This is a genomic window from Micromonospora terminaliae (genome assembly GCF_009671205.1).
GTDB classification, from domain to species: Bacteria; Actinomycetota; Actinomycetes; order Mycobacteriales; family Micromonosporaceae; genus Micromonospora; species Micromonospora terminaliae.
In genome coordinates, this window is record NZ_CP045309.1 from 4840161 (window position 1) to 4863818 (window position 23658).

At 70.8% G+C, this 23658-nt stretch carries 21 protein-coding genes and 4 tRNA genes; 1 reads left to right on the forward strand and 24 read right to left on the reverse strand.

Annotation, left to right across the window (positions count from 1 at the left end):
- Positions 1-45 precede the first annotated feature (45 nt).
- The 21 genes from rpsG to GCE86_RS22280 all read right to left on the reverse strand — a co-directional run bounded on the left by rpsG (position 46) and on the right by GCE86_RS22280 (position 20844).
- On the reverse strand, positions 46-516 hold the full coding sequence (gene rpsG, locus GCE86_RS22180) for a 30S ribosomal protein S7 (protein ID WP_077938296.1): 471 nt from the start codon (positions 514-516) through the stop codon (positions 46-48).
- Position 517: 1 nt separating this feature from the next.
- Positions 518-892: a 30S ribosomal protein S12 gene (rpsL, locus tag GCE86_RS22185; protein ID WP_007465318.1), complete on the reverse strand. Its 375-nt coding sequence runs from the start codon at positions 890-892 to the stop codon at positions 518-520.
- A 533-nt stretch (positions 893-1425) separates the two neighbouring features.
- Complete coding sequence (locus GCE86_RS22190) at positions 1426-1848, reverse strand: hypothetical protein (protein WP_154230623.1); 423 nt, start codon at positions 1846-1848, stop codon at positions 1426-1428.
- A 502-nt stretch (positions 1849-2350) separates the two neighbouring features.
- Positions 2351-2719: a hypothetical protein gene (locus GCE86_RS22195; RefSeq protein WP_154228722.1), complete on the reverse strand. Its 369-nt coding sequence runs from the start codon at positions 2717-2719 to the stop codon at positions 2351-2353.
- A gap of 95 nt (positions 2720-2814) precedes the next feature.
- Positions 2815-6702, reverse strand: a complete 3888-nt coding sequence (locus GCE86_RS22200; RefSeq protein ID WP_154228723.1) for a DNA-directed RNA polymerase subunit beta' — start codon at positions 6700-6702, stop codon at positions 2815-2817.
- Between the two features lie 81 nt (positions 6703-6783).
- Positions 6784-10215 (reverse strand): DNA-directed RNA polymerase subunit beta, encoded by a 3432-nt coding sequence (rpoB, locus tag GCE86_RS22205; protein ID WP_154228724.1) that lies wholly within the window; start codon positions 10213-10215, stop codon positions 6784-6786.
- A gap of 593 nt (positions 10216-10808) precedes the next feature.
- A complete protein-coding gene (gene rplL / locus GCE86_RS22210) occupies positions 10809-11195 on the reverse strand; it encodes a 50S ribosomal protein L7/L12 (protein ID WP_154228725.1) in 387 nt (128 codons plus the stop codon).
- 54 nt (positions 11196-11249) lie between these two features.
- Complete coding sequence (rplJ, locus tag GCE86_RS22215) at positions 11250-11795, reverse strand: 50S ribosomal protein L10 (protein WP_154228726.1); 546 nt, start codon at positions 11793-11795, stop codon at positions 11250-11252.
- A gap of 309 nt (positions 11796-12104) precedes the next feature.
- Positions 12105-12794, reverse strand: coding sequence for a hypothetical protein (locus tag GCE86_RS22220; RefSeq protein ID WP_154228727.1), 690 nt, complete (start codon positions 12792-12794; stop codon positions 12105-12107).
- Positions 12791-13723, reverse strand: a complete 933-nt coding sequence (locus GCE86_RS22225; protein ID WP_154228728.1) for an ABC transporter ATP-binding protein — start codon at positions 13721-13723, stop codon at positions 12791-12793. Before GCE86_RS22225 ends, GCE86_RS22220 begins: the two co-directional genes overlap by 4 nt.
- Before the next feature lie 78 nt (positions 13724-13801).
- On the reverse strand, positions 13802-14518 hold the full coding sequence (rplA, locus tag GCE86_RS22230; protein ID WP_154228729.1) for a 50S ribosomal protein L1: 717 nt from the start codon (positions 14516-14518) through the stop codon (positions 13802-13804).
- 86 nt (positions 14519-14604) lie between these two features.
- Positions 14605-15036 carry a 50S ribosomal protein L11 gene (gene rplK, locus GCE86_RS22235; RefSeq protein ID WP_091570017.1) on the reverse strand — a complete coding sequence of 144 codons (432 nt, stop codon included), beginning with the start codon at positions 15034-15036 and terminating at the stop codon, positions 14605-14607.
- A gap of 186 nt (positions 15037-15222) precedes the next feature.
- Positions 15223-15945, reverse strand: coding sequence for a transcription termination/antitermination protein NusG (gene nusG / locus GCE86_RS22240; protein ID WP_046567240.1), 723 nt, complete (start codon positions 15943-15945; stop codon positions 15223-15225).
- Positions 15946-15980: 35 nt separating this feature from the next.
- Positions 15981-16373, reverse strand: coding sequence for a preprotein translocase subunit SecE (gene secE / locus GCE86_RS22245; RefSeq protein ID WP_154228730.1), 393 nt, complete (start codon positions 16371-16373; stop codon positions 15981-15983).
- 214 nt (positions 16374-16587) lie between these two features.
- Positions 16588-16660 (reverse strand) — tRNA-Trp (locus GCE86_RS22250).
- A gap of 126 nt (positions 16661-16786) precedes the next feature.
- Entirely contained in the window at positions 16787-17179 is a 393-nt protein-coding gene (locus tag GCE86_RS22255; protein WP_154228731.1) for a MaoC family dehydratase, read from the reverse strand.
- Positions 17180-17183: 4 nt separating this feature from the next.
- On the reverse strand, positions 17184-17630 hold the full coding sequence (locus tag GCE86_RS22260) for a MaoC family dehydratase N-terminal domain-containing protein (RefSeq protein WP_154228732.1): 447 nt from the start codon (positions 17628-17630) through the stop codon (positions 17184-17186).
- 119 nt (positions 17631-17749) lie between these two features.
- Positions 17750-17917 (reverse strand): 50S ribosomal protein L33, encoded by a 168-nt coding sequence (gene rpmG / locus GCE86_RS22265; protein WP_067301359.1) that lies wholly within the window; start codon positions 17915-17917, stop codon positions 17750-17752.
- Between the two features lie 131 nt (positions 17918-18048).
- A tRNA-Met gene (locus GCE86_RS22270) sits at positions 18049-18121 on the reverse strand.
- Between the two features lie 25 nt (positions 18122-18146).
- Positions 18147-18219 (reverse strand) — tRNA-Thr (locus GCE86_RS22275).
- 96 nt (positions 18220-18315) lie between these two features.
- The gene (locus GCE86_RS22280) at positions 18316-20844 is read right to left on the reverse strand and encodes a putative bifunctional diguanylate cyclase/phosphodiesterase (RefSeq protein WP_154228733.1); all 2529 of its coding nucleotides are present in this window, start codon (positions 20842-20844) and stop codon (positions 18316-18318) included.
- On the opposite strand from GCE86_RS22280, the gene GCE86_RS31700 reads away from it, so the two are divergent.
- A complete protein-coding gene (locus tag GCE86_RS31700; RefSeq protein ID WP_163636909.1) occupies positions 20753-21055 on the forward strand; it encodes a hypothetical protein in 303 nt (100 codons plus the stop codon). The two genes, GCE86_RS22280 and GCE86_RS31700, sit on opposite strands and share 92 nt — an antisense overlap.
- Positions 21056-21490: 435 nt before the next feature.
- Here the strand turns inward: GCE86_RS31700 and GCE86_RS22285 are convergent, their stop codons facing one another.
- The 3 genes from GCE86_RS22285 to GCE86_RS22295 form a co-directional block, all read right to left on the reverse strand.
- Entirely contained in the window at positions 21491-22681 is a 1191-nt protein-coding gene (locus GCE86_RS22285; RefSeq protein WP_154228734.1) for an epoxide hydrolase family protein, read from the reverse strand.
- A gap of 128 nt (positions 22682-22809) precedes the next feature.
- Positions 22810-23463, reverse strand: a complete 654-nt coding sequence (locus GCE86_RS22290) for a class I SAM-dependent methyltransferase (protein WP_154228735.1) — start codon at positions 23461-23463, stop codon at positions 22810-22812.
- A gap of 77 nt (positions 23464-23540) precedes the next feature.
- Positions 23541-23624, reverse strand: a tRNA-Tyr gene (locus GCE86_RS22295).
- Between the last annotated feature and the right edge of the window lie 34 nt (positions 23625-23658).

Consider the following 23658-nt stretch of genomic DNA (forward strand, 5'->3'; position numbering starts at 1 on the left):
AACTGGTGGCGGTTCCGGCGCCTCGTGGGCGCCGGAACCAGGGTGTTACCAGCGGTAGTGCGCGAAGGCCTTGTTGGACTCGGCCATCTTGTGCGTGTCCTCGCGCCGCTTGACGGCGGCACCGAGGCCGTTGCTCGCGTCCAGCAGCTCGTTCATCAGCCGCTCGATCATGGTCTTCTCGCGACGGGCGCGGGAGTAGGTGACCAGCCAGCGCAGACCGAGGGTGGTCGCGCGGGCCGGCCGCACCTCGACCGGAACCTGGTAGGTGGCGCCACCGACGCGACGGCTGCGGACCTCGAGGGTCGGCTTCACGTTGTCCATCGCCCGCTTCAGCGTGACGACGGGGTCGGTGCCGGACTTCTCGCGGCAGCCCTCGAGGGCGGCGTACACGATGCGCTCGGCGAGCTGGCGCTTGCCGCGCAGCAGGATCTTGTTCACCAGCTGGGTGACCAGCGGCGAGTTGTACACCGGGTCAGCGACCAGCGGCTTCCGCGGAGCGGGTCCCTTACGCGGCATGTCAGCTCTTCTCCTTCTTCGCGCCGTAACGGCTGCGAGCCTGCTTGCGGTTGCGGACACCCTGGGTGTCCAGCGAGCCGCGAACGATCTTGTACCGCACGCCGGGGAGGTCCTTCACACGGCCGCCGCGGACGAGCACGATCGAGTGCTCCTGCAGGTTGTGGCCGACGCCCGGGATGTAGGCGGTCACCTCGATCTGGCTGCTGAGCTTGACACGAGCGACCTTGCGCAGCGCCGAGTTCGGCTTCTTGGGGGTGGTGGTGTACACGCGGGTGCACACGCCGCGCCGCTGGGGAGACCCCTTGAGCGCCGGGGTCTTGGTCTTGGTCGTCTTGGCCTGACGGCCCTTTCGGACCAGCTGCTGAATGGTGGGCACCGGGTTTCTCCGCTCCCTTCGGCCGCTGCGAGGCGACCGCGCCGTCTGCTCTAGCCGGCCTGATGGACGGCTCTCCTACATTCCAACCAGGGCCACCTGACGGGGTCCCAGCACCCGCGGTCGGGCGTGTCGCCCGAGTCACGGTCCCGGTGCGGTCACTCGCGCGTCCCACCGGGTTTCTGTCACCGGCGCAGGAAACTCCCGACGCCAGGTCTTGAGGCTCTGTCGTGCGGCCGCGCGATCACCGGATCACCGGCTCCAGCGCACGCACGCATTGCCCGGGCTGGCCCGGGCACAAGGGGAAAGAGTACCTACCACAGCCGCGCAGGTCAAAACGGAGCGGTCCGGGAGAACCGCCTCGCGGTCCGCCGGCCGATCGCATCCTGCCCGCACGCCCGTCATGGGCACCTACGGAAACAAGTGTACCGGCTTCCGCGGCACTCGGCCCGGCGGCCCCGGCACCGCCCGCGCACCGGCCATCCCGGCATTCCGGTCGTTCCTGGTCAACACGCCGCCCGGCCCGAGCCGCGGGATCACGTGATCTGCACCACCAGGGCCAGCGCGAGCCCGGCGAGGCTGACCAGCAGGCCCACTCCCCCGCAGCTGAGCCCGGCCACCGCCAGGCCGCGACCAGTGAACCGGACCGCCGGCGGCGGTGCCGGCCGGCGGATCTGCCGCCGGGCCAGCAGCCCCGCGACCACGGCCGCCGTGCCGGCGATCACCCCCAGCACGGTGAAGGCACCGGCCGCCCACGCGCCGCCGTAGTTCGGCCCCGCGACACCGAAGCAGAGCACCAGCAGCGACACCAGGATCGAGGCTATCCCCGTCACGAGGGACCCGATGGCGAGCCCCGAGGTCACCGGCGGCACGTCCAGGTGGACGACCCCGAACGGGGTGCCTGGAACCGCGTCGACACGCTTCGGCGGGCGCGGCGCCTCGCGCGGAGGCGGCGGCACGGACGCCGGGCCCCAGCCACCGCCGGCCGGCGGGCTCCCGGGCCCCGCCCACCCGCCGCCGGACCCCGGCTGGCCGCCCGGGTACGCCCCGGACGCCGGCCACCCCGCCGGCCCCGACGGTGCGGGAGCGTGGGGTGCGGGGGCGTGCGGTGCGGGGTACCCGGCCCGGTGCGCCGGGGAGCCGGACGGCGCGGGCGGATACGGCCCGGCGGGCGGCCACGATCCGGGCGGCGCGGACTGCGGCGAGCCGGGCGGCGGGGCGTACCCCGAGGGTGTGGCGTCCGGTCCGGCCCAGGGGCTGGCCGGCTGCGGCCCGGCGGCGCCCGGCCCGGTGCCGGGGCGGGTCGGGTCGCCTCCCGGGGCCGGTTCCGTCACGGGGTCCTCCTGTCGACGCGGCGCGCGCCCGCCGCGCGGCGGACACCGGCCAGGCTACCGTCGCGGGTCCCGCCCGCGGGGTCGGGCGCGGGGCGCTCCCCCGGCGGGTCAGTCGATGTTCGGCGGGTCAGTCGATGTTCGGCGCGAAGTCGTGCCCGAACGGGGCGCCCGCCAGCCGGACCACGCCGATCACCACGGCCGCCACGATCGCGACGGCCGCGAGCAGCAGCCCCGTCCAGGCCAGCTGCTCGCCGCGGCGCACCCAGCCGGCGCCGGTGAGGAAGCCGCCCGAGACGTACGCCTCCCGGCGGGCCTGCCGGGCGAGGGTGAGCGCGATGGTCGCGGGCACCACCCCACCGACGAAGAACCCGGTGAGCGCCCCGATCAGCCCGAGGGCGAAGACCGCGCGGGCCTTGGTGGAGCGGACCGGCTCGGGATCGAGCGGGTGCCGGTGCCCCTGCTGGGCGACGGGCACCTGCCCGGGCACGGTCGTCATGCCCACCATCATGCCCCGATCGGCCGCCACCCGACGCGTCCCCGGACGCGACGAGGCCCCCGGCGCGTGCCGGGGGCCTCGTCGTTTCCTACTGCTTAGCGGTACGACCCGAAGTCGAAGTCGTCCAGCGGAACCGCCTGGCCGCTGGCCGGCCCGAAGCCGTAGTCGGTCTCCGGGTAGCCGGTCATCGAGTAGACCTTGGCCTTCGCCTCCTCGGTCGGCTCGACCCGGACGTTGCGGTACTTGCTGATGCCCGTACCGGCCGGGATGAGCTTACCGATGATCACGTTCTCCTTGAGGCCGATCAGCGAGTCGCTGCGGGCGTGGATCGCCGCGTCCGTCAGCACCCGGGTGGTCTCCTGGAAGGAGGCCGCCGACAGCCAGGAATCCGTGGCCAGCGAGGCCTTGGTGATACCCATGAGCACCGGGCGACCGGCGGCGGGCTCGCCACCCTCGCCCACGAGCCGGCGGTTCTCCGACTCGAACAGCGCCCGGTCGACCAGCACGCCCGGCAGGAACTCGGTCGAGCCGGAGTCGATGACCGTCACCCGCTTGAGCATCTGGCGGATGATGATCTCGATGTGCTTGTCGTGGATGAGCACACCCTGCGAGCGGTAGACCTCCTGGACCTCCTGGGTCAGGTGGACCTGGACCGCGCGCGGGCCGAGGATGCGCAGCAGCTCGTGCGGGTCGATGGTGCCCTCGGTGAGCTTCTCGCCGACCTCGACGTGGTCGCCGTCGTGCGCCCGGAGCCGGACCCGCTTCGAGATCTTGTCGTAGACGATCTCGTCGCTGCCGTCGTCCGGGATGACGACGATCTTGCGGGACCGCTCGCCGTCCTCGATCCGGATCCGGCCGGGGGTGTCGGCGATGGGCGCCTTACCCTTCGGGACCCGGGCCTCGAAGATCTCCTGGACACGGGGCAGACCCTGGGTGATGTCCTCACCCGCGACACCACCGGTGTGGAAGGTACGCATCGTCAGCTGCGTACCCGGCTCACCGATCGACTGGGCGGCGATGATGCCGACCGCCTCGCCGACGTCCACGGTCTTGCCGGTCGGCAGCGAGCGGCCGTAGCACGCACCGCAGACGCCCAGCTTCGACTCGCAGGTGAGCACGCTGCGCACCCGCACCGTCTCCACCCCGGCCGCCACGATCGCGTCGACCAGGATCGAGTTGAGGTCCTGACCCCGCTGGGCCACCACGGTGCCGTCCGGCCCCTTGATGTCGTCGGCCAGGGTCCGGGCGTGCACGCTGGTCTCGGCGTGCTCGTGCACGACCAGCTTGCCGTCGAGCCGCTCGCCGATCTGCATCGGGATGGCGCGGTCGGTGCCGCAGTCCTCCTCGCGGATGATGACGTCCTGCGAGACGTCCACCAGACGCCGGGTCAGGTAACCCGAGTCGGCGGTACGCAGGGCGGTGTCCGCGAGACCCTTCCGGGCACCGTGCGTGGAGATGAAGTACTCCAGCACGGACAGACCCTCCCGGTACGAGGCCTTGATGGGCCGCGGGATGATCTCACCCTTCGGGTTGGCCACCAGACCACGGATCGCCGCGATCTGCCGGAGCTGGAGCAGGTTACCGCGGGCACCCGAGTTGATCATCTTCCACAGCGGGTTCTCCTGCGGCAGCGCGGTGTCCATCTCCTTGGCGACCTCGTTGGTCGCCTTGGTCCAGATCTCGATGAGCTCGCCGCGGCGCTCCTCGGCGGTCATGAGACCACGCTGGTACTGCTTGTCGATCCGGTCGGCTTCCTTCTCGTACCGGTCCAGGATCTCCCGCTTGCGCGGGGGCGCGATGACGTCCTCCATGCCGATGGTGACGCCGGACCAGGTGGCCCAGTGGAAGCCGGCCTCCTTGAGCCCGTCCAGAGTGGCCGCCAGGGCCACCTTCGGGAAGCGCTCGGCGAGGTCGTTGACGATCGCGGAGAGCTGGCCCTTGCGGATCTCGTAGTTCACGAAGCGGTAGCCCTGCGGCAGCGTCTCGTTGAACAGGACCCGGCCCAGGGTGGTCTCCACCGTCACCGGCTCGCCCTCGACCCAGCCCTCGGGCGCGACCCACGGCTCGGCGCCGGCGCCGTTGTCGACACCGACGATGCCCCGCAGGCGGATCTTGACCGGGGTCTGCAGGTGCAGCTCACGGTTGTCGTACGCCATCCGCGCCTCGGCGTCCGAGCTGAACGCCCGGCCCTCGCCCTGCCCACCCGGGGTGAGGTGGGTGAGGTGGTAGAGGCCGATGACCATGTCCTGGGTGGGCATGGTGACCGGCTTGCCGTCGGCCGGCTTGAGGATGTTGTTCGACGACAGCATCAGGATCCGCGCCTCGGCCTGGGCCTCGGCGGACAGCGGCACGTGGACCGCCATCTGGTCACCGTCGAAGTCGGCGTTGAACGCGGTGCAGACCAGCGGGTGGATCTGGATGGCCTTGCCCTCGACCAGCTGCGGCTCGAAGGCCTGGATGCCCAGCCGGTGCAGGGTCGGCGCCCGGTTCAGCAGGACCGGGTGCTCACCGATGACCTCTTCCAGCACGTCCCACACGACCGGCCGCTGCCGCTCGACCATCCGCTTGGCGGACTTGATGTTCTGCGCGTGGTTGAGGTCCACCAGCCGCTTCATCACGAACGGCTTGAACAGCTCCAGCGCCATCTGCTTGGGCAGGCCGCACTGGTGCAGCTTGAGCTTCGGGCCGACCACGATGACCGAACGGCCGGAGTAGTCGACGCGCTTGCCGAGCAGGTTCTGGCGGAACCGGCCCTGCTTGCCCTTGAGCATGTCGGAGAGCGACTTCAGCGGGCGGTTGCCCGGACCGGTGACCGGCCGGCCGCGACGGCCGTTGTCGAACAGCGCGTCGACGGCCTCCTGGAGCATCCGCTTCTCGTTGTTGACGATGATCTCGGGCGCGCCGAGGTCGATCAGCCGCTTGAGGCGGTTGTTCCGGTTGATCACGCGGCGGTACAGGTCGTTCAGGTCGGAGGTCGCGAAGCGGCCACCGTCCAGCTGCACCATCGGACGCAGGTCCGGCGGGATGACCGGGACGCAGTCCAGCACCATGCCGAGCGGCGAGTTGCGGGTGTTCTGGAACGCCGCCACGACCTTGAGCCGCTTGAGCGCCCGGATCTTCCGCTGGCCCTTGCCGGACCGGATGGTCTCGCGCAGGCTCTCGGCCTCGGCCTCCAGGTCCATGTTCTGGACCAGCGCCTTGATGGCCTCGGCGCCCATGCTGCCGGTGAAGTACTCGCCGAAGCGGTCGCGCAGCTCGCGGTAGAGCAGCTCGTCGGTGACCAGCTGCTTCGGCTCGAGCTTGCGGAAGGTGTCGAGGACCTCGTCGAGGCGGTCGATCTCGCGCTGGGCCCGGTCGCGGATCTGGCGCATCTCGCGCTCTCCGCCCTCCTTGACCTTGCGCCGGACGTCCGCCTTCGCGCCCTCGGCCTCCAGCTCGGCCAGGTCGGCCTCGAGCTTGGCGGCCCGCTTCTCGATCTCCGAGTCGCGGCTGTTCTCGGCCTGCCGCTTCTCGGCCAGGATCTCGTTCTCGATGGTCGAGAGGTCACGGTGACGCGCTTCGGCGTCCACGCTCGTCACGACGTACGAGGCGAAGTAGATGATCTTTTCGAGGTCCTTGGGGGCGAGGTCCAGCAGGTAGCCCAGCCGGCTCGGCACGCCCTTGAAGTACCAGATGTGGGTCACCGGAGCGGCCAGCTCGATGTGACCCATCCGCTCGCGGCGAACCTTGGAGCGGGTCACCTCGACGCCGCAGCGCTCGCAGATGATGCCCTTGAAGCGGACCCGCTTGTACTTACCGCAGTAGCACTCCCAGTCCCGCTGCGGACCGAAGATCTTCTCGCAGAAGAGCCCGTCCTTTTCCGGCTTCAGGGTGCGGTAGTTGATGGTCTCGGGCTTCTTGACCTCGCCGTGGGACCACTGACGGATGTCGTCGGCGGTGGCGAGGCCAATGCGCAGCTCGTCGAAGAAGTTGACGTCGAGCACTATGTCCCCTATGTCGTCGTCTGTACTGCCTAGCTAACGGGCGGGGTCGGGAGCCGGCGGACCGGCTCCCGACCGCTCGCCTCAGACCTCTTCGACCGAGCTCGGCTCGCGCCGGGACAGGTCGATGCCCAGCTCCTCCGCGGCCCGGAACACCTCGTCGTCGGTCTCGCGCATCTCGAGGGCCACGCCGTCGCTGGAGAGCACCTCGACGTTGAGGCACAGCGACTGCAGCTCCTTGAGCAGCACCTTGAACGACTCCGGGATGCCCGGCTCCGGGATGTTCTCGCCCTTGACGATCGCCTCGTAGACCTTCACCCGGCCGAGGACGTCGTCGGACTTGATGGTCAGCAGCTCCTGCAGGGCGTAGGCGGCGCCGTACGCCTGCATGGCCCAGCACTCCATCTCACCGAAGCGCTGGCCACCGAACTGCGCCTTACCACCCAGCGGCTGCTGCGTGATCATCGAGTACGGGCCGGTCGACCGGGCGTGGATCTTGTCGTCGACCAGGTGGTTGAGCTTGAGGATGTAGACGTAACCGACCGCGATCGGGTCCGGCAGCGGCTCGCCGGAGCGACCGTCGAACAGCTGCGCCTTGCCGGAGGAGCCGATCAGCTGCTTGCCGTCCCGGTTGGGCAGGGTCGACGCGAGCAGACCGGAGATCTCCTCCTCCCGGGCACCGTCGAAGACCGGAGTGGCCACGTTGGTGTCGGGCTCGGACTCGTGCGCCTCGATCGAGCGGAGCTGGCGCTTCCACTCGGTGTCGTCGCCGTCCACGCTCCAGCCGGTCTTGGCCACCCACCCGAGGTGGGTCTCCAGGACCTGACCGATGTTCATCCGGGACGGCACACCGAGGGGGTTCAGCACGATGTCGACCGGGGTGCCGTCCTCCAGGAACGGCATGTCCTCGATCGGCAGGATCTTGGAGATGACGCCCTTGTTGCCGTGGCGGCCCGCGAGCTTGTCACCGTCCTGGATCTTGCGCTTCTGGGCCACGTAGACCCGGACCAGCTCGTTCACGCCCGGGGGCAGCTCGTCGCCGTCCTCGCGGGAGAAGGTACGCACACCGATGACCGTGCCGGTCTCGCCGTGCGGCACCTTCAGCGAGGTGTCCCGGACCTCGCGCGCCTTCTCGCCGAAGATCGCGCGGAGCAGCCGCTCCTCGGGGGTCAGCTCGGTCTCACCCTTCGGGGTGACCTTGCCGACCAGGATGTCGCCGGGGACGACCTCGGCGCCGATCCGGATGATGCCGCGCTCGTCGAGGTCGGCGAGCATTTCCTCGCTGACGTTCGGGATGTCGCGGGTGATCTCCTCCGGGCCGAGCTTGGTGTCCCGGGCGTCGACCTCGTGCTCCTCGATGTGGATCGAGGTGAGCACGTCCTGCTGCACGAGGCGCTGCGACAGGATGATCGCGTCCTCGTAGTTGTGGCCCTCCCAGGTCATGAACGCCACGAGCAGGTTGCGCCCGAGCGCCATCTCGCCCTCGTCGGTGCACGGACCGTCGGCGATGACCTGGCCGGCCTCGACGCGGTCGCCCTCGAAGACGACCGGCTTCTGGTTGACGCAGGAGCCGGCGTTGGAGCGGCGGAACTTGTGCAGCAGGTACGTCCGGCGGTGGCCGTCGTCCTGGTGGACGGTGATGTAGTCCGCGCAGAGGTCCTCGACCACACCGCCGACCTCGGCGACGACGACGTCACCGGCGTCCACGGCCGCCCGGTACTCCATGCCCGTGCCGACCAGCGGGGCCTCGGCCTTGACCAGCGGCACCGCCTGGCGCTGCATGTTGGCGCCCATGAGCGCGCGGTTGGCGTCGTCGTGCTCGAGGAACGGGATCATCGCGGTCGCGACCGAGGTCATCTGCCGCGGCGACACGTCCATGTAGTCGACGGCCGACGGCGCCACGTCCTCGGTCTCGCCGCCCTTACGGCGGACCAGGACCCGGTCCTCGGCGAACGAACCGTCCGCCTTGAGCGGGGCGTTGGCCTGCGCCTTGACGAACCGGTCCTCCTCGTCCGCGGTCAGGTAGTCGATCTGGTCGGTGACCCGACCGTCGATGACCTTCCGGTACGGCGTCTCGATGAAGCCGAACGGGTTGACCCGGGCGAAGGTGGACAGCGCGCCGATCAGGCCGATGTTCGGGCCTTCCGGCGTCTCGATCGGGCACATCCGGCCGTAGTGGGACGGGTGCACGTCACGGACCTCGAAGCCGGCCCGCTCCCGGGACAGACCACCCGGGCCGAGCGCGCTCAGCCGGCGCCGGTGGGTCAGGCCCGCCAGCGGGTTGGTCTGGTCCATGAACTGGGACAGCTGCGACGTGCCGAAGAACTCCTTGATCGCCGCCACCACCGGGCGGATGTTGATCAGGGTCTGCGGCGTGATCGCCTCGACGTCCTGGGTGGTCATCCGCTCGCGGACGACCCGCTCCATGCGGGAGAGACCCACCCGGACCTGGTTCTGGATCAGCTCGCCCACGGTGCGCAGGCGCCGGTTGCCGAAGTGGTCGATGTCGTCGGCCTCGTAGCCCTCCTCACCGGCGTGCAGCCGGCAGAGGTATTCCACGGTGGCGACGATGTCGTCCTCGGTCAGCGTGCCGGTGGTGATCGGCACGTCCAGCTCGAGCTTCTTGTTGAACTTGTAACGACCGACCTTGGCGACGTCGTACCGCTTCGGGTTGAAGAAGAGGTTGTCGAGCAGGGTCTGGGCGTTCTCACGGGTCGGCGGCTCGCCAGGGCGGAGCTTCCGGTAGATGTCGAGCAGCGCCTCGTCCTGCCCGGCGATGTGGTCCTTCTCGAGCGTGGTCATCATGAGCTCGGACCAGCCGAACTTCTCGCGGATCTGCTCCGCGGACCACCCGATGGCCTTGAGCAGGACGGTGACGGCCTGCCGGCGCTTGCGGTCGATGCGTACGCCGACCGTGTCGCGCTTGTCGATGTCGAACTCCAGCCAGGCACCCCGGCTCGGGATGACCTTGACGCTGGAGAGGTCGCGGTCGGAGGTCTTGTCCGGCTGCTTGTCGAAGTAGACGCCCGGCGAGCGGACGAGCTGGCTGACCACGACGCGCTCGGTGCCGTTGATGATGAAGGTGCCCTTCGGCGTCATCATCGGGAAGTCACCCATGAACACCGTCTGGCTCTTGATCTCGCCAGTGGTGTTGTTGGTGAACTCCGCGGTCACGAACAGCGGCGCGCAGTAGGTCAGGTCCTTCTCCTTGCACTCCTCGATCGAGGCCTTGACCTCGTCGAAGCGCGGAGCCGAGAAGGAGAGCGACATGGTGCCGGAGAAGTCCTCAATGGGACTGATCTCGTCGAGGATCTCCGCGAGACCCGAGCGTGCGTGCGGGTCGTCCGACGACCGGCCCTGCCAAGCCTCGTTGCCGACGAGCCAGTCGAAGGACTCGTTCTGGATGGCGAGGAGGTTGGGGACCTCGAGGTGTTCGGTAATCCGACCGAAAGAAACTCGGCGGGGCGCGAAAGCGCTCGACGTACGACTGGTCTTCGCAGGGCGGGAAGCTGCCAAGATGCGTCCTTCCGAGGACCGGTGCTGCAGAACGGCTGGTACGCGTGCACTCCAATGACCCCACCAGAATTATCCGTAAACGGACATTTCCGAGCAGGGGTCAAGTCGGAAGGCAGCGCAAACTAGCAGTGTAGCCGAGAGGCTAACCGCTGTCCAGCCCACCCCGCAGGTCATCGCGGAACTTGCCTCGGGACCTCGGAAAACCGGGTCAACCGGGCTGCTCGGAACGCGACGTTCCTGCCGGTCCGCTCGGGCGGAGCGGCGGTGGTGCTGCCGTTGCCTTACCCGAGAGGCGGCCGTTGCAAGCGCGGAAGGTCTTGCTGGTGTCAGCGTGCCTGCCGGGCCCGTGCCGCGTCAAGGGCCGGTTACCCCTCGGGGTGTCTTTCCCACCGTCGGGCTACCGGCACACGGCGCCCTGCGGCCGGCACGCCGGGCGCGGACGCCCTGCTCACGCCACTGCCACCCGCCATCACCAACACGGCGGGCGGCGATCCGGTTCCCCGGATCACCGCCCGCCGCGACGCGGTGTGCCCCGACTGACGCGGTGTGCCCCGACTCACGTGAGCCGGACGCGCGTCAGGTCGAACGCAAGGTCACTTGAGGGTGACCTTGGCGCCCTCGCCCTCGAGCTTGGCCTTGGCCTTGTCGGCGGTCTCCTTGTTGACCTTCTCCAGGACCGGCTTCGGGGCGGCCTCGACCAGGTCCTTGGCCTCCTTGAGGCCCAGGCCGGTCAGCTCGCGCACGACCTTGATGACCTGGATCTTCTTGCCACCGTCGGCGTCGAGGATGACGTCGAACTCGTCCTTCTCCGGCTCGGCCTCGGCGGCCGGGGCGCCCGGGCCGCCGGCGGCGGCGACGGCGACCGGAGCCGCGGCGGTGACCTCGAAGGTCTCCTCGAACTGCTTCACGAACTCGGAGAGCTCGATCAGCGTCATCTCCTTGAACGCGTCGAGCAGCTCGTCGGTGCTGAGCTTCGCCATGTCTGGCGTCCTTTCTGAAAGTGAAAACTAAGAACGTGGGTGCGCCGGGTGGCCTCAGGCCGCCTCGGCGCCCTCCTTCTCGCGCTTGTCCTGCAGAGCGGCCGCCAGACGCGCGGTCTTGGCGAGCGGAGCCTGGAACAGGGCCGCGGCCTTGCTCAGGTTGCCCTTCATGGCGCCGGCCAGCTTCGCCAGCAGCACCTCGCGGGACTCCAGGTCAGCGAGCTTCGTGACCTCGGCCGCGGAAATGGCCTTGCCCTCGAAGACACCGCCCTTGATGACGAGCTTCGGGTTGGCCTTCGCGAAGTCGCGAAGCCCCTTCGCCGCCTCGACGACGTCGCCCGAAACGAAAGTCAGCGCGGTAGGACCGGTGAACAGCTCGTCGAGGCCGGAGATGCCCGCCTCGCTCGCGGCACGCTTGGCCAGCGTGTTCTTCGCGACCGTGTAGCTGGTCTCCTTGCCGAGCGAGCGCCGCAGCTGCGTGAGCTGCGAAACCGTGAGCCCGCGGTACTCGGTCAGCACGGTCGCTCCCGCGGTGCGGAAGCTCTCGGTCAGCTCGGCGACGGCCGTGGCCTTGTCGGCCCGGATCGGCTTGTCCGCCATGTCCCTCCTCTCTCGTTGCTCGGAGCTGGTACGCCGGCGACGAAAGCTCGCGACGGCGGCGGAGGTCTCACGACAACGAGAAAAGCCCCGGCGCAGGGCGCACGGGGCGAGGGCCGGTGCGACGGGCGCGGTCGGCGGACCACGCACTGCACCGATTTTCGCTTGCCGCCCTGCGCGGGTCGCCCGTCATCGCGGGACCTTCGACCGTGCCAGGGCACGGTGACCAGCGGTCTCTGGGTGGAACTACGGGACAAGGTTACGCGACGTGTCCCGTCACCTCCAAATCGCCCCCGGAGTGCTCCCGGTCACTCAGGCGCGGCTCCGGCGGCCCCAGGCGTAGCCGGTCAGCGCCACGGCCGCCCAGGCCAGCGCCCAGGCGGTCAGCAGCAGGCCGGTGGACGCCGCCAGCGGGCCGGCCAGCGCCCGGGCGGTCGGCAGCACCGGCGGGACCAGCCAGGGCGCCACCGAGCCGGACAGACCGAGGACCAGCGCGGTCACCGCACCGAGGGTGAGCACGGCGACGCCGTAGCCGGCGCTGCGGGTGATCGCCCGGCTGGCCAGGGCACCCAGGGCCACGGCCGCCGGCAGGGCCAGCAGGTGGGCCCAGAGGCCGAGCGCCAGCCCCTCGACCAGCGGCCGGTCCCCCGGCCCGCTCGGGCCGGTCACCCCGCCGACCAGCCAGGGGAAGATCAGGGCGACGGCCACCGTGCCGAGGCCGGCCACGGCCGCCGCGAGCAGGCCGGCGGCCCGCTCCCGGGCCGCGCCGACCACCACCCGGGCCAGCCGGCGCTGCACGTCGGGCTCCACGTCGAGCAGGATCTTGGTCTGCCAGGCCAGCACCGGGAAGAGCACCACCGCCGAGACGCCGTAGGCCTCCGCCGGCTGAGCCCGGCCGCCGCCGTAGAGGACGCCGAGGGCCAGCAGGCCGGCCAGCACCGGGGCCAGCGCCCGGCCGGTACGCACGAAGCCCGCCAGCCGCATGTGCACCAGGGCCGTCACCGGGCCACCTCCGGGGCGGGACCGGGCCGGCCGGGCGCGCCGGACGCCGGGGCCTCGTCGACATCGGGGCCGCCGGACACCGGAACCTCAGCGGGATCCGGCCGGCCGCGCTCGCCGGACTGGCCGGCACCGGAGCCCGGGACCGCTCCGGCGGTGGACGGGGAGCCGGAATCGGGTCGCGTGGCGGGAGGCGGGGCGGCGGCGTCGCGTATCCGCAGAACGTGGTGGCCGTCGGCGCGCAGGCGGGCGACGGCGGCGGCGGCCCCGGCGGCCGGGACGGACAGCTCGACCACGACGGTGGCCGCGCCGCCCGACGGCGCCGCCTCGGTGACCGTGCCCTCGGCGACCGACCAGTGCCGGGCGCCGGGGAGCCGGACCGTCTCGCCGCGGTGGTCGCTGACCAGCACCGCACCGCCGTCGGCCAGCACCTCGCCGATCACCTCGGGCACCAGGTCGCGGGCGGCCGCGTCGAGCCCCTCCCAGGGCTCGTCGAGGACGAGCAGACCGGGCGGGCGGAGCAGCGCCTGGGCCAGGCCGACCTTCTGGGCGGTGCCCTTGGACAGCTGGGGCAGCCGCACCCCGTGGAAGCGCGCCAGGCCGAGCCGGTCGACCCAGCGCCGCACCGCACGGTCGGCGTCCGCGGCGGAGAGGCCGGACACCCGGGCCATGGCGGTGAGGTAGGCCCCGACGGTGAAGGGCTGGTCGGCGGGGAAGCGCTCCGGCACCCAGCCGACGGTCGCCGGCCGGTCGACCACCCGGCCCCGGGTCGGCGGCAGCACGCCGGCGGCGAGCTGGAGCAGGGTGGACTTGCCCACCCCGTTGCGCCCGAGCACCACCGCCACCTCGGCCGGGCCGATCGCCACGTCGGTCTCCCGCAGCACCCACGGACCGCGCCGGTGGTACCGCAGCCAGACGCCTTCCAGCCGCATGCGCCGAGCCTGCCACACCGGACAGACGGACGGGGCCCCGCCACCGGTGGTGGCGGGGCCCCGTCAGGGCAGTGGCGCTCAGGCCTCGGCCGGAGCCTCGGTCAGGTTCTTCACCAGCTTCGGGTCGACCGGGACGCCCGGGCCCATCGTGGTGGTGAGGGTGACCTTCTTGAGGTACGTGCCCTTGGCCGCGGACGGCTTCGAGCGGAGCACCTCGTCCAGCACCGCCGCGTAGTTGTCGACCAGCTGGGACTCGGAGAACGAGGCCTTGCCGATGATCAGGTGGAGGTTGGAGTGCTTGTCCACCCGGAAGGTGATCTTGCCACCCTTGATGTCGGCGACAGCCTTGGTGACGTCCATGGTCACGGTGCCGGTCTTCGGGTTCGGCATGAGGCCGCGCGGGCCCAGGATCCGCGCGATCCGGCCGATCTTGGCCATCTGGTCCGGGGTGGCGATCGCCGCGTCGAAGTCCAGCCAACCGCCCTGGATGCGGGCGACCAGCTCGTCGGTGCCCACCTCGTCCGCACCCGCGGCGGCGGCCTCTTCGGCCTTCGCGCCGGCGGCGAAGACGATCACGCGGGCGGTCTTACCGGTGCCGTGCGGCAGGTTGACCGTGCCGCGGACCATCTGGTCCGCCTTGCGGGGGTCGACGCCGAGGCGCATCGCGACCTCGACCGTGGCGTCGAACTTGACGTTGGTGGTCTCCTTGGCCAGCTTGACGGCCTCGGCGGGAGAGTAGAGCTTCGACCGGTCGATGACCTCGGCGGCCTTGCGGTAGCTCTTGCTGCGCTGCATTTCTCGTAACTCCTGTGGTCTATGGCGGGCCCGCGTCCTGCGCGGCCCTCCCACGAACTGATCCGGGTGGAGCGGGTCGACCGAGGTCAGTCGGCGACGGTCAGGCCCATCGACCGGGCGGTGCCGGCGATGATCTTCTCAGCCTGGTCGATGTCGTTGGCGTTGAGGTCCGCCATCTTCTTCTCGGCGATCTCGCGCAGCTGGGCGCGGGTCACCGAGCCGACCTTCTGGGTGTGCGGGACGCCCGAGCCCTTCTGCACGCCGGCGGCCTTGATCAGCAGCCGGGCGGCGGGCGGGGTCTTCAGCACGAAGGTGAAGGTGCGGTCCTCGTAGACGCTGATCTCGGCGGGGACGATGTCGCCCCGCTGGGACTCGGTCTGCGCGTTGTAGGACTTGCAGAACTCCATGATGTTCACGCCGTGCTGGCCGAGGGCGGGGCCGACCGGCGGCGCCGGGGTGGCCTGGCCCGCCGGCAGCTGAAGCGTGAACGTCTTGACGAGCTTCTTCTTCGGAGGCATGTCTCTTCCTGGGGCTTGGAACTGGGATTTTCGCCGGCCCGCGGGCGCGCACGGTCAGCGCGGTGCGGACAGCCGACGTTCTAGGGTAGCGCAGCCTCGTGCCACCCATACCGCCGAGGTCCGGCGGACGGCGAAAACGACGCACCGGCGGCCGGCCGGGAAGGCCACCGCCGGTGCGGACGTACGTCAGATCTTGGCGACCTGGTTGAAGTTGAGCTCGACCGGGGTCTCCCGGCCGAAGATCGACACCAGCACCTTGAGCTTCTGCTGGTCGGCGTTGATCTCGCTGATCGTCGCCGGCAGCGAGGCGAAGGCGCCGTCGGTGACGGTGACCGAGTCGCCGACCTCGAAGTCGAGGACCTTGACCTCGGGCTTGGCCTTCTTCTGCTCGGTCTCGACCGCCGGGGCCAGCCACTTGAGCACCTCGTCGAGGCTCAGCGGCGCCGGCCGGTCGGCCCGGTCGGTCGCGCCGACGAAGCCGGTGACCCCCGGGGTGTTCCGGACGCAGGAGTAGGACTCGGCGGTCAGCTCCATCCGGACCAAAATGTAGCCCGGGAAGACCTTCGCCTGGACCTGCGACCGCTTGCCGTTCTTGACCTCGACCTCTTCCCGGGTCGGCACCTCGACCTGGTAGATGAAGTCCTCCATGTCGAGGGAGGTGATCCGGGTCTCGAGGTTGGTCTTGACCTTGTTCTCGTAGCCGGCGTAGGAGTGCACCACGTACCAGTCGCCGGGGGCGTACCGCAGCTTCTGGCGCAGCTCGGCGACCGGGTCGAAGTCCTCGTCCGGGGCGGGCTCGGTGGTCGGGAACTCCGGCTCGCTGGCGGCCTCGACCGACTCATCGTTGGCCGCCGTCGCCACCGTGGACTGCTCGTCCGGGGTCTCGGCGGTCTCGTCGTACTCAGGCACGCTCGCTCACTTCCGTCACTATCGCTGTCCGCAGGTCAGCTGGGGTTGCCGAAGACCCACAGCACCGCCTTCGCGAAGCCGTAGTCCAGGCCGGCCACGATCGCCAACATGACCGTGACGAAGGTGACCACCACGGCCGTGTAGGTCAGCAGCTCCTTGCGGGTCGGCCAGATGACCTTACGCAGTTCGGCCACGACCTCGCGGAAGAAACGCGCGATGCGGGCGAACAGCCCGATCCGCTCGGTGTCCTTCCGGGTCTTCCGGCCCTCGGTCGAATCGGCGCGGGCCCGTTTACGGGTGGCGGTGCCGCCCCGCGAGACCGGCTCGTCCGCGTCGGTGGCGTCGTCGTCGGCCACGCCGTCGACGGTCGCGTCGTCGTCCAGACGCTCGTCGCCGGCGTCCTCGCCGCGCCGCTTGCTCTCGGCCACTTCGCCCTCCGTGCGGGATATCGGGTCGCACGCCGGACGGCGTGCGCGGCGTGTGGTCACGCCGGCCGGACCAACCGTCCCGCGACGGGCCGCGGCCGGCGGACCGACCGGGAGGGCCCCGAATGCCTCGGAACCAACCCCGCCGATGCCACCACCACGGGCCGGGCGCCGCCCTGCGGCGGCGCGACCCACGGGAACGGTCAGGCCTGAGGCGCAGGGGTGACAGGACTTGAACCTGCAGCCTGCGGTTTTGGAGACCGCTGCTCTGCCAATTGAGCTACACCCCTGTGCGGCAACTCACCCCGCCCGGACACAGGGTGCCGAGCAGGGGTCACTTGCCCCACGGCGGACCAGTGTACGGGTAGTCGTGCGACTTTCCCAACCGGTCCACCCCTCCCAGGTCGAACGGATCCTCAGCGGGCTGTCCGGAGGAGCGCCCGAGCCTGCGACAGCACCTTCTCCCCCAGGCAGGTCGCGGTGATGTCGAGCCTGGTCAGGCCGTCCTCGGTGACCTCCTTGACGACCGCGGAGACCACCACCTCGGTGCCCTCGTCGGTGTCCGGCACGACCACCGGCCGGGTGAAGCGGACGTTGAAGTCGACCACCGCGTCCGGCGCGCCGGCCCAGGTGGTGAGCGCCCGGCCGACCAGGGCCATCGTGAACATGCCGTGAGCGATGACCCCGGGCAGGCCGACCTTGGTGGCGGTGCGGTCGCTCCAGTGGATCGGGTTGAAGTCGCCCGAGGCGCCCGCGTAGCGGACCAGGTCGGCGCGGGTCACCCGGTACGTCTGGGTGGGCAGTTCCATGTCCTCAGGCCTCCCCGCGTACGACGATCTTGGACCAGACCGCGACCACCGGCTCGCCGGCGACCGTGCTCACGTCGGTGCGGGTGGTCAGGAAGCCGTGCCCGCCCCGGTTGGTGACCTCCTCGATGGTGTTCACGCAGACCAGCTCGTCCCCGGCCACCACCGGCCGGGTGTACGCGAAGCGCTGGTCACCGTGCACCACCCGGCTGTAGTCGACACCCAGCGCCGGGTCCTCGACGATCTGCTGGCCGGCGGCCATGGTCACGATCACCGGGAAGGTCGGCGGGGCCACCACGTCGGGGTGGCCGAGCGCCCGGGCGGCCGCCGGGTCGTGGTGGGCCGGGTCGGTCGCGCCGACGGCGGTGGCGAACTCACGGATCTTTTCTCGGCCCACCTGGTAGGGGGCGGTCGGCGGATAGGTCCGGCCGACGAAGGACGGGTCCAGGGACATGCCGCGAACCTACACGGAAAGCACGAACGCCGATCCGTACGGTCGGGCGGCTCGGGGGCCGCCGTCCGTGCGGATCGGCGTTCGGAAGCTGGCTGCGGACCGGCCGTGCCGGCCGCGGGTCAGCGGGTCTCGCGGTGGATGGTGTGCTTGCCGTCCCGGGGGCAGAACTTCTTCAGCTCGATGCGGTCCGGGTCGTTGCGGCGGTTCTTGCGCGTGATGTAGTTGCGCTCCTTGCACTCCACACACGCCAAAGTGATCTTCGGCCGGACATCGGTCGCCTTCGCCACGGCGGAGTGCCTTCCTCGCTCACGGATAACAACTACGGCGCATCAGCCTACGCGCTGACTACGCGAACATGCAAAGTGGGCGCCTGTGGCGCCCATCCCGCCGACCACCGGGCGGGCCCGGAGGACGAGAGTAGCGGTGGCCGGACTTGAACCGGCGACACAGCGATTATGAGCCGCTTGCTCTGCCATCTGAGCTACACCGCCGTGGCGGGTCCAGCCGGACCCTCTGAGCCCCCTTACGGAATCGAACCGTAGACCTTCTCCTTACCATGGAGACGCTCTGCCGACTGAGCTAAGGGGGCCTGCCCGATCACCCCGTGGGGCGCCGCGCAGAGGAAACAGTACACGACCCCGACCCCGAGGTGAAATCGGATCCCCCGTTGCCGCGTCCACGCAGCTCAGGGCACGACGCGCAGCCGCGGAAGCTCGCCCGCCGCGATCGTTTCCGGGTCGACCTGGGCGCCGAACCAGGCCTCCAGCCGCTCGTACGGCAGGGGCCGGCTGAACAGGAAGCCCTGGCCGATCTCGCAGCCGATGTCCTGGAGCAGCTCCAGGGTCAGCTCGCTCTCCACACCCTCGGCGACCACCGCCAGCCCGAACTGCTGTGAGAGCGTCACCACGGCGTTGACGATGGCCAGGTCGCCGGGGTCGGTCGCCATCCCCTGCACGAACGAGCGGTCGACCTTGACCTCGTGCACGGGCAGCCGGCGCAGCTGGGCCAGGGACGAGTTGCCGGTGCCGAAGTCGTCCACCGAGAGCCGGACGCCGAGGTCACGCAGGCGCTTCAGGGTCGGAATGGGACGTTCGGTGCCGTCGAGCACCCCGGCCTCGGTGATCTCCAGGGTGAGCCGCTGCGGCGGTACGGCGTACTCCTCGAGCAGATCCCGCACCAGGGCCGGGAAGTGCTGGTCGGTGAGCGTCCGGGCGGCCAGGTTGACCGAGACGGCGAGCGCCTGCTCGCCGTGGCTCCAGTCCCGGCTGCGCCGCAGGCTCTCCCGCAGCACGAACTCGGTGAGCCGGCCGAGCTGGCCGGTGTGCTCGGCCACCGCCACGAAGTCGTCCGGGGCCACCGTGCCGTGGGCCGGGTGCTCCCAGCGCGCCAGGCACTCCACGCCGACCAGGCGCCGGTCCCGCAGGGTGACCTTGGGCTGGAAGTAGACCTCCAGCTCCCGGTCGTCCAGTGCGCGGCGCAGGTCGCCGGCGAGTCCCAGCCGGCGCAGCGACCGCGACTCCAGGGCCGGGCTGTAGAGCTGGACGCTGCCCGGGACCGACTTGGCCGCGGTGGCCGCCAGGTCGACCCGCTGGAGCAGGGTCACCGCGTCGCTGCCGTGGTCGGGGTGCACCGCCACGCCGACCGCGGTGTCCACGTCCAGGGTGAGCGCGTCGAAGACCATCTCGTCGCGGATCTGCTCGCGCAGCTGGCCGGCCAGCTCCAGCGCCGCCTCGGCGCTCTCCAGGCGCAGCATCACCAGGAACTCGTCGCCACCGGCCCGGCCGACAAGCGCCGAGGAGGGCGCGCAGGCGCGCAGCCGCTCGGCCACCTCGATGAGCACCTTGTCGCCGGCCGCGTGGCCGAGCGACTCGTTGACCTGGCGCAGCCGGTCGACGTCGAAGAGCAGCAGCGCCACCACCTCGCCGGGCGCCGCGATCCGGACGGCCTCGGTCACCGCCGCGGTGACCCGCCGGCGGTTGGGCAGCTTGGTCAGCGTGTCGTGCTCGGCGTCGTGCCGGAGCCGGTCGACGAGGCGGGAGTTCTCCAGGGCGACCGCGGCGTGCGCGGCGACGGTCTCGAAGACCGCGATGTCCGCCGGGGTGAAGTGGTTGCCGTCGCCGAGCCGGTTGGCCACCTCCAGGGTGCCGATCACCACCGGGCCGGAACGCAGCGGCACGACCACGGCGTCCTTGACCCGCCGCTCCCCCAGCTCCGCGCGGAACTCGCCGTCGGTGGTCACGCCCCGGCCGACCGCCACCGTACGGCGGGTGTCGCGCACCTTCTCCCGGAGCGCCTGCGGGGTGTGCGCCATGTCCAGCAGCCCCGGGTCGTCGACCCGGGCGGTCAGCAGGGTCTCCGGGTGCCGGCCCTGGGCCGGGAGCCAGAGCGTCGCGTACTCGGCCTGCATGAGGGCGCGGACCCGGCCGAGCAGGGCGTCGGCCAGGGTGCCGCTCTGCCCGCTCTCGACGACGGCGCGGGTCAGCTCGTAGAGGTCGGTCAGGGTGCGGTGCTGGCGGAAGAACTGGGCATAGGACCGGTAGACGGGCACCAGGCCGGCGCCGAGCGCGGCGAGCAGCAGCAGTGACCAGTAGGTGCTGTCGACCAGGATCAGCATGATCAGGCCGACCGTCACGTTGATCGCCGCGGTCAGCAGCGCGGTGCGGGCGCTGCGCAGCGCTCCACGGCCGGTCTGCCAGCCGTGCAGCAGGGTGTGCACGGCGACCACGCTGACGACACTGACGAGCAGCACCATGCTGACGGCGGCGAAGATGCTCACCCAGGTCCGCGGGTCCACGTCGGTCATCGGCGGTAGCGCCCGCAGGAGCAGCACGGCCAGCGAGGTGCCGGCCGCGGCCCGGGCGACGTTGAACCAGACCTTCGGCGCGGACAGCCGGTGCCGGATGTGCGTGATCAGCGTGGCCAGCGTGTAGATGACGACCACGGTCAGCGGAGGCAGGAAATAGAGCGCCAGGACCAGGGGCAGCTCGGTCAGCGTGACGCCCAGCGTCTGCCTGCGGACGACGAGGCTCAGCAGCGGCAATCCCGCTGCGATCATGAGGACCAGGAAGAGCGCCGCCTGCGGCCAGTCACCGAAGGGGCGGTCGGCGAGCAGGCCGGTCACCGTGGCGCAGGCGACGGCTACCAGAGCCATCGGCGCCGTGATGATCCAGGCGTCCTCAGACGACCTGCGCCGTGGCTGGCCGCGACCGATCATGCCGCTCCTTCTCGTTGGCGGCGCACCGTCCCGTCACCGGCACGAGTCGATCTCCGGCTGGCGCGACGCTCGTGTCAACCGGAGATCGACAAGGGTAGACCGGATGCTCCGGTCACTGCCAGATGAGGTCCTGGGTCTGCGCGGCCCCCGTGTTGCCATCGAAGTCGAAACCGCCGACACCACCGACGAGGGCGGCGAGAAGGAAAAGTGAGCCAAGCAGCCGGCCCAACCTTCGACCAGACATGATTGCTCCTGTCGAGAGAGTTTCAGCGATGGTGGAGGTTCCACGATCGTGCCACACGGGGGGCGGGCGCAAAAGCGGTGGAGGGGCCCCGTCGGCGCGGCAGACAGGGAAATCATCCGTTCGACCGGCGCGGCCGCCTCTCCGGCCCAGCATGCCGTCACGATCGGTCCCGGGCCTGCTACGGAAGGCGCGTACAACGACTTCCCGGTTAAACCGCGCGTAAGAGCAGATTCGCCTACCAGCCATGCTGATCAAGAATCTTGACCACAATGGACGGCGAAGCGGGCGTTGCGGCGGCCCCGTCGAACAGACTCCACCATCATCGATGCCCGGGCAAGAGGCTCGGCCTGTCCGATTCGCGCGCCCGGGGTCGGGTTCCCGCGGGCCGCGGCGGCTTCCGGACTACCGCAGCGGCCGGAAAGCCGCCCGGAGCTCGGTCGCGAACAGCTCCGGCTCTTCCCAGGCCGCGAAGTGTCCACCCTTCTCGACCTCGTTGAAGTACGCGAGGCCGGGGTAGACAGCCTCGACCCAGCTGCGCGGGGCAGCCCAGAGCTCCCCGGGGAACACGGTGAAACCGACCGGAACCGCGACCGGTGGAGGCGCCTGGCCGGACGCGGCGGCCGCGGCCCGGAAGCGGCCGAACTCCCAGTACCACCGGGCGGATGAGGCACCGGTGCCGGTCAGCCAGTACAGCGTGATGTTGTCGACGACGCTCTCCCGGGTGAGGCCACCCACGGGCATGCTGTCGACGAACGCGCGGGAGATCTTGTAGTAGCTGTCCGTGTCATGGTCGAGCATCCAGGCCGCCAGCCCCACGGGTGAATCCAGCAGCGAGTAGCCGATCGTCTGCGGCCGGGTGGACTGCTCCAGGAAGTAGCCGAAGCCGTCCTTCGTGAAGGTGTCGAGCGCCTCGTGCGCCGCGCGTTCCTGCTCGGTCTTCGCCGGCAGCTTGTCCTTGATGCCGATCGCGCCGGAGAGCAGGGTGAGGTGGATGCCGAGCAGCCCCTCGGGCGCCTGGCGGCCCATCGCATCCGTGACCGCGGCCCCCACGTCGCCTCCCTGCGCGACGTAGCGGGTGTAGCCGAGGCGGCCCATCAGCTCCGCCCACGCCCGTGCCATGCGGTTGGAATCCCAACCGAGCTCGGCCGGCTCGCCGGAGAAGCCGTAGCCGGGCAGCGAAGGCAGGACCAGGTGGAAGGCGTCCTCGGCCGCCCCGCCGTGCGCGGTCGGGTCGGTGAGCGGGCCGACGGCCCCGAGCAGCTCGACGACGGAACCGGGCCAGCCGTGCGTCATGATCAGCGGCAGGGCGTTCTCATGCGGCGACCGCACGTGGATGAAGTGGATCTCGACGCCGTCGAGGTAGGTCGTGAACTGCGGCAGGGCGTTCAACTTCGCCTCGCACGCCCGCCAGTCGTACTCGGTACGCCAGTAGCGGGCCAGCTCCTGGACCGTCGCCAGCTGCACGCCCTGCGAGCGATCATCGACGAGCTCCCGGGTGGGCCAGCGCGTGGCCTCGATGCGACGACGCAGGTCCGTGACCGCCTCCTCCGGCGTGTCGAGCCGAAAGGGACGGACGTCCGAGTCGTTGGGCATGCTCTCCACCTGCCGGATCAGGTCGACCGGTGCGGAAGCGCCGGCTGCGTTGGCCTGCGCCCATCGTCGCAGCGGCCCGGTGACGGCGGACCCGAACGCGAATACCCACCCGAGCCGGGGCCGGCCCATCAGCGGTGGCGGAACTCCGCACGCCAGCGGATCCCGCCGTCGGGAGCGGCGATCTCCTCCACCCGGGCCGGGATCAGTGGGCCGGCCGCGAAGGCGTCGACCTCCGCCCGGGTCAGCGGCCAGGGCGGGCCCTCGACGGCCTCGTCGTCCCGCCGGCCGGCCGCGATCACGAGCAGCATCCCGTCCGGCGCGACCAGCCGGCCGACCGCCGGGATCGCCCGCCGCCGCAGCTCGGCCGGCAGCGCCTGCACGTTCATGCTCTCCAGCACGAAATCGAACCCGCCCAGCCAGTCGCGCGGCGGGTCGAGCAGGTCGGCGGTCTCGTACCGGACCGGGGAGTCCGGGTGACGACGGCGGGCCGTCCGTACCGCCGTGGGAGAGATGTCGAAGGCCACGGTGGCGAAGCCGAGGCGGGCCAGATGTTCGGCGTCCCGGCCGAAGCCGCACCCGACGACCAGGGCACGCCGACCAGATCCGTCCGGCCGGGTCCGGTCGGTCCACTCGGCGAGCAGCGAATGGGCCCGGTCGAGGTCCCACGGGACGACGGCCTCGCCCCGCTCGGCGTCGGCGTAGAGCCGCTCGAACCGGCCGCCCGGATCACTCCCGGCACCGGCCGGGGAGGACACCTGCTGGGTCGGATCGTCGTCGGGCACGGACGCCTCCTTGGCTGGTCGGAGACGACGAAGGCCCCTGACTCGCGTTTCCGCAGGTCAAGGGCCTTGCCGTTGCCTGGTGGCGGGTAGAGGATTCGAACCTCTGTAGCTTTCGCGACGGATTTACAGTCCGCTCCCATTGGCCGCTCGGGCAACCCGCCAGGGCACCCCACCGCGTCGCGACGCGGCGGCGGA

Excerpts from the sequence above, each read along its gene's own strand:
- rpsG (WP_077938296.1), bottom strand. The coding sequence starts at position 516 with ATGCCGCGTAAGGGACCCGCTCCGCGGAAGCCGCTGGTCGCTGACCCG.
- GCE86_RS22195 (WP_154228722.1), bottom strand. The coding sequence starts at position 2,719 with ATGACGACCGTGCCCGGGCAGGTGCCCGTCGCCCAGCAGGGGCACCGG.
- rplL (WP_154228725.1), bottom strand. The coding sequence starts at position 11,195 with ATGGCGAAGCTCAGCACCGACGAGCTGCTCGACGCGTTCAAGGAGATG.
- rplJ (WP_154228726.1), bottom strand. The coding sequence starts at position 11,795 with ATGGCGGACAAGCCGATCCGGGCCGACAAGGCCACGGCCGTCGCCGAG.
- GCE86_RS22225 (WP_154228728.1), bottom strand. The coding sequence starts at position 13,723 with ATGCGGCTGGAAGGCGTCTGGCTGCGGTACCACCGGCGCGGTCCGTGG.
- rplA (WP_154228729.1), bottom strand. The coding sequence starts at position 14,518 with ATGCAGCGCAGCAAGAGCTACCGCAAGGCCGCCGAGGTCATCGACCGG.
- rplK (WP_091570017.1), bottom strand. The coding sequence starts at position 15,036 with ATGCCTCCGAAGAAGAAGCTCGTCAAGACGTTCACGCTTCAGCTGCCG.
- GCE86_RS22255 (WP_154228731.1), bottom strand. The coding sequence starts at position 17,179 with ATGGAACTGCCCACCCAGACGTACCGGGTGACCCGCGCCGACCTGGTC.
- GCE86_RS22260 (WP_154228732.1), bottom strand. The coding sequence starts at position 17,630 with ATGTCCCTGGACCCGTCCTTCGTCGGCCGGACCTATCCGCCGACCGCC.
- GCE86_RS22280 (WP_154228733.1), bottom strand. The coding sequence starts at position 20,844 with ATGATCGGTCGCGGCCAGCCACGGCGCAGGTCGTCTGAGGACGCCTGG.
- GCE86_RS22285 (WP_154228734.1), bottom strand. The coding sequence starts at position 22,681 with ATGCCCAACGACTCGGACGTCCGTCCCTTTCGGCTCGACACGCCGGAG.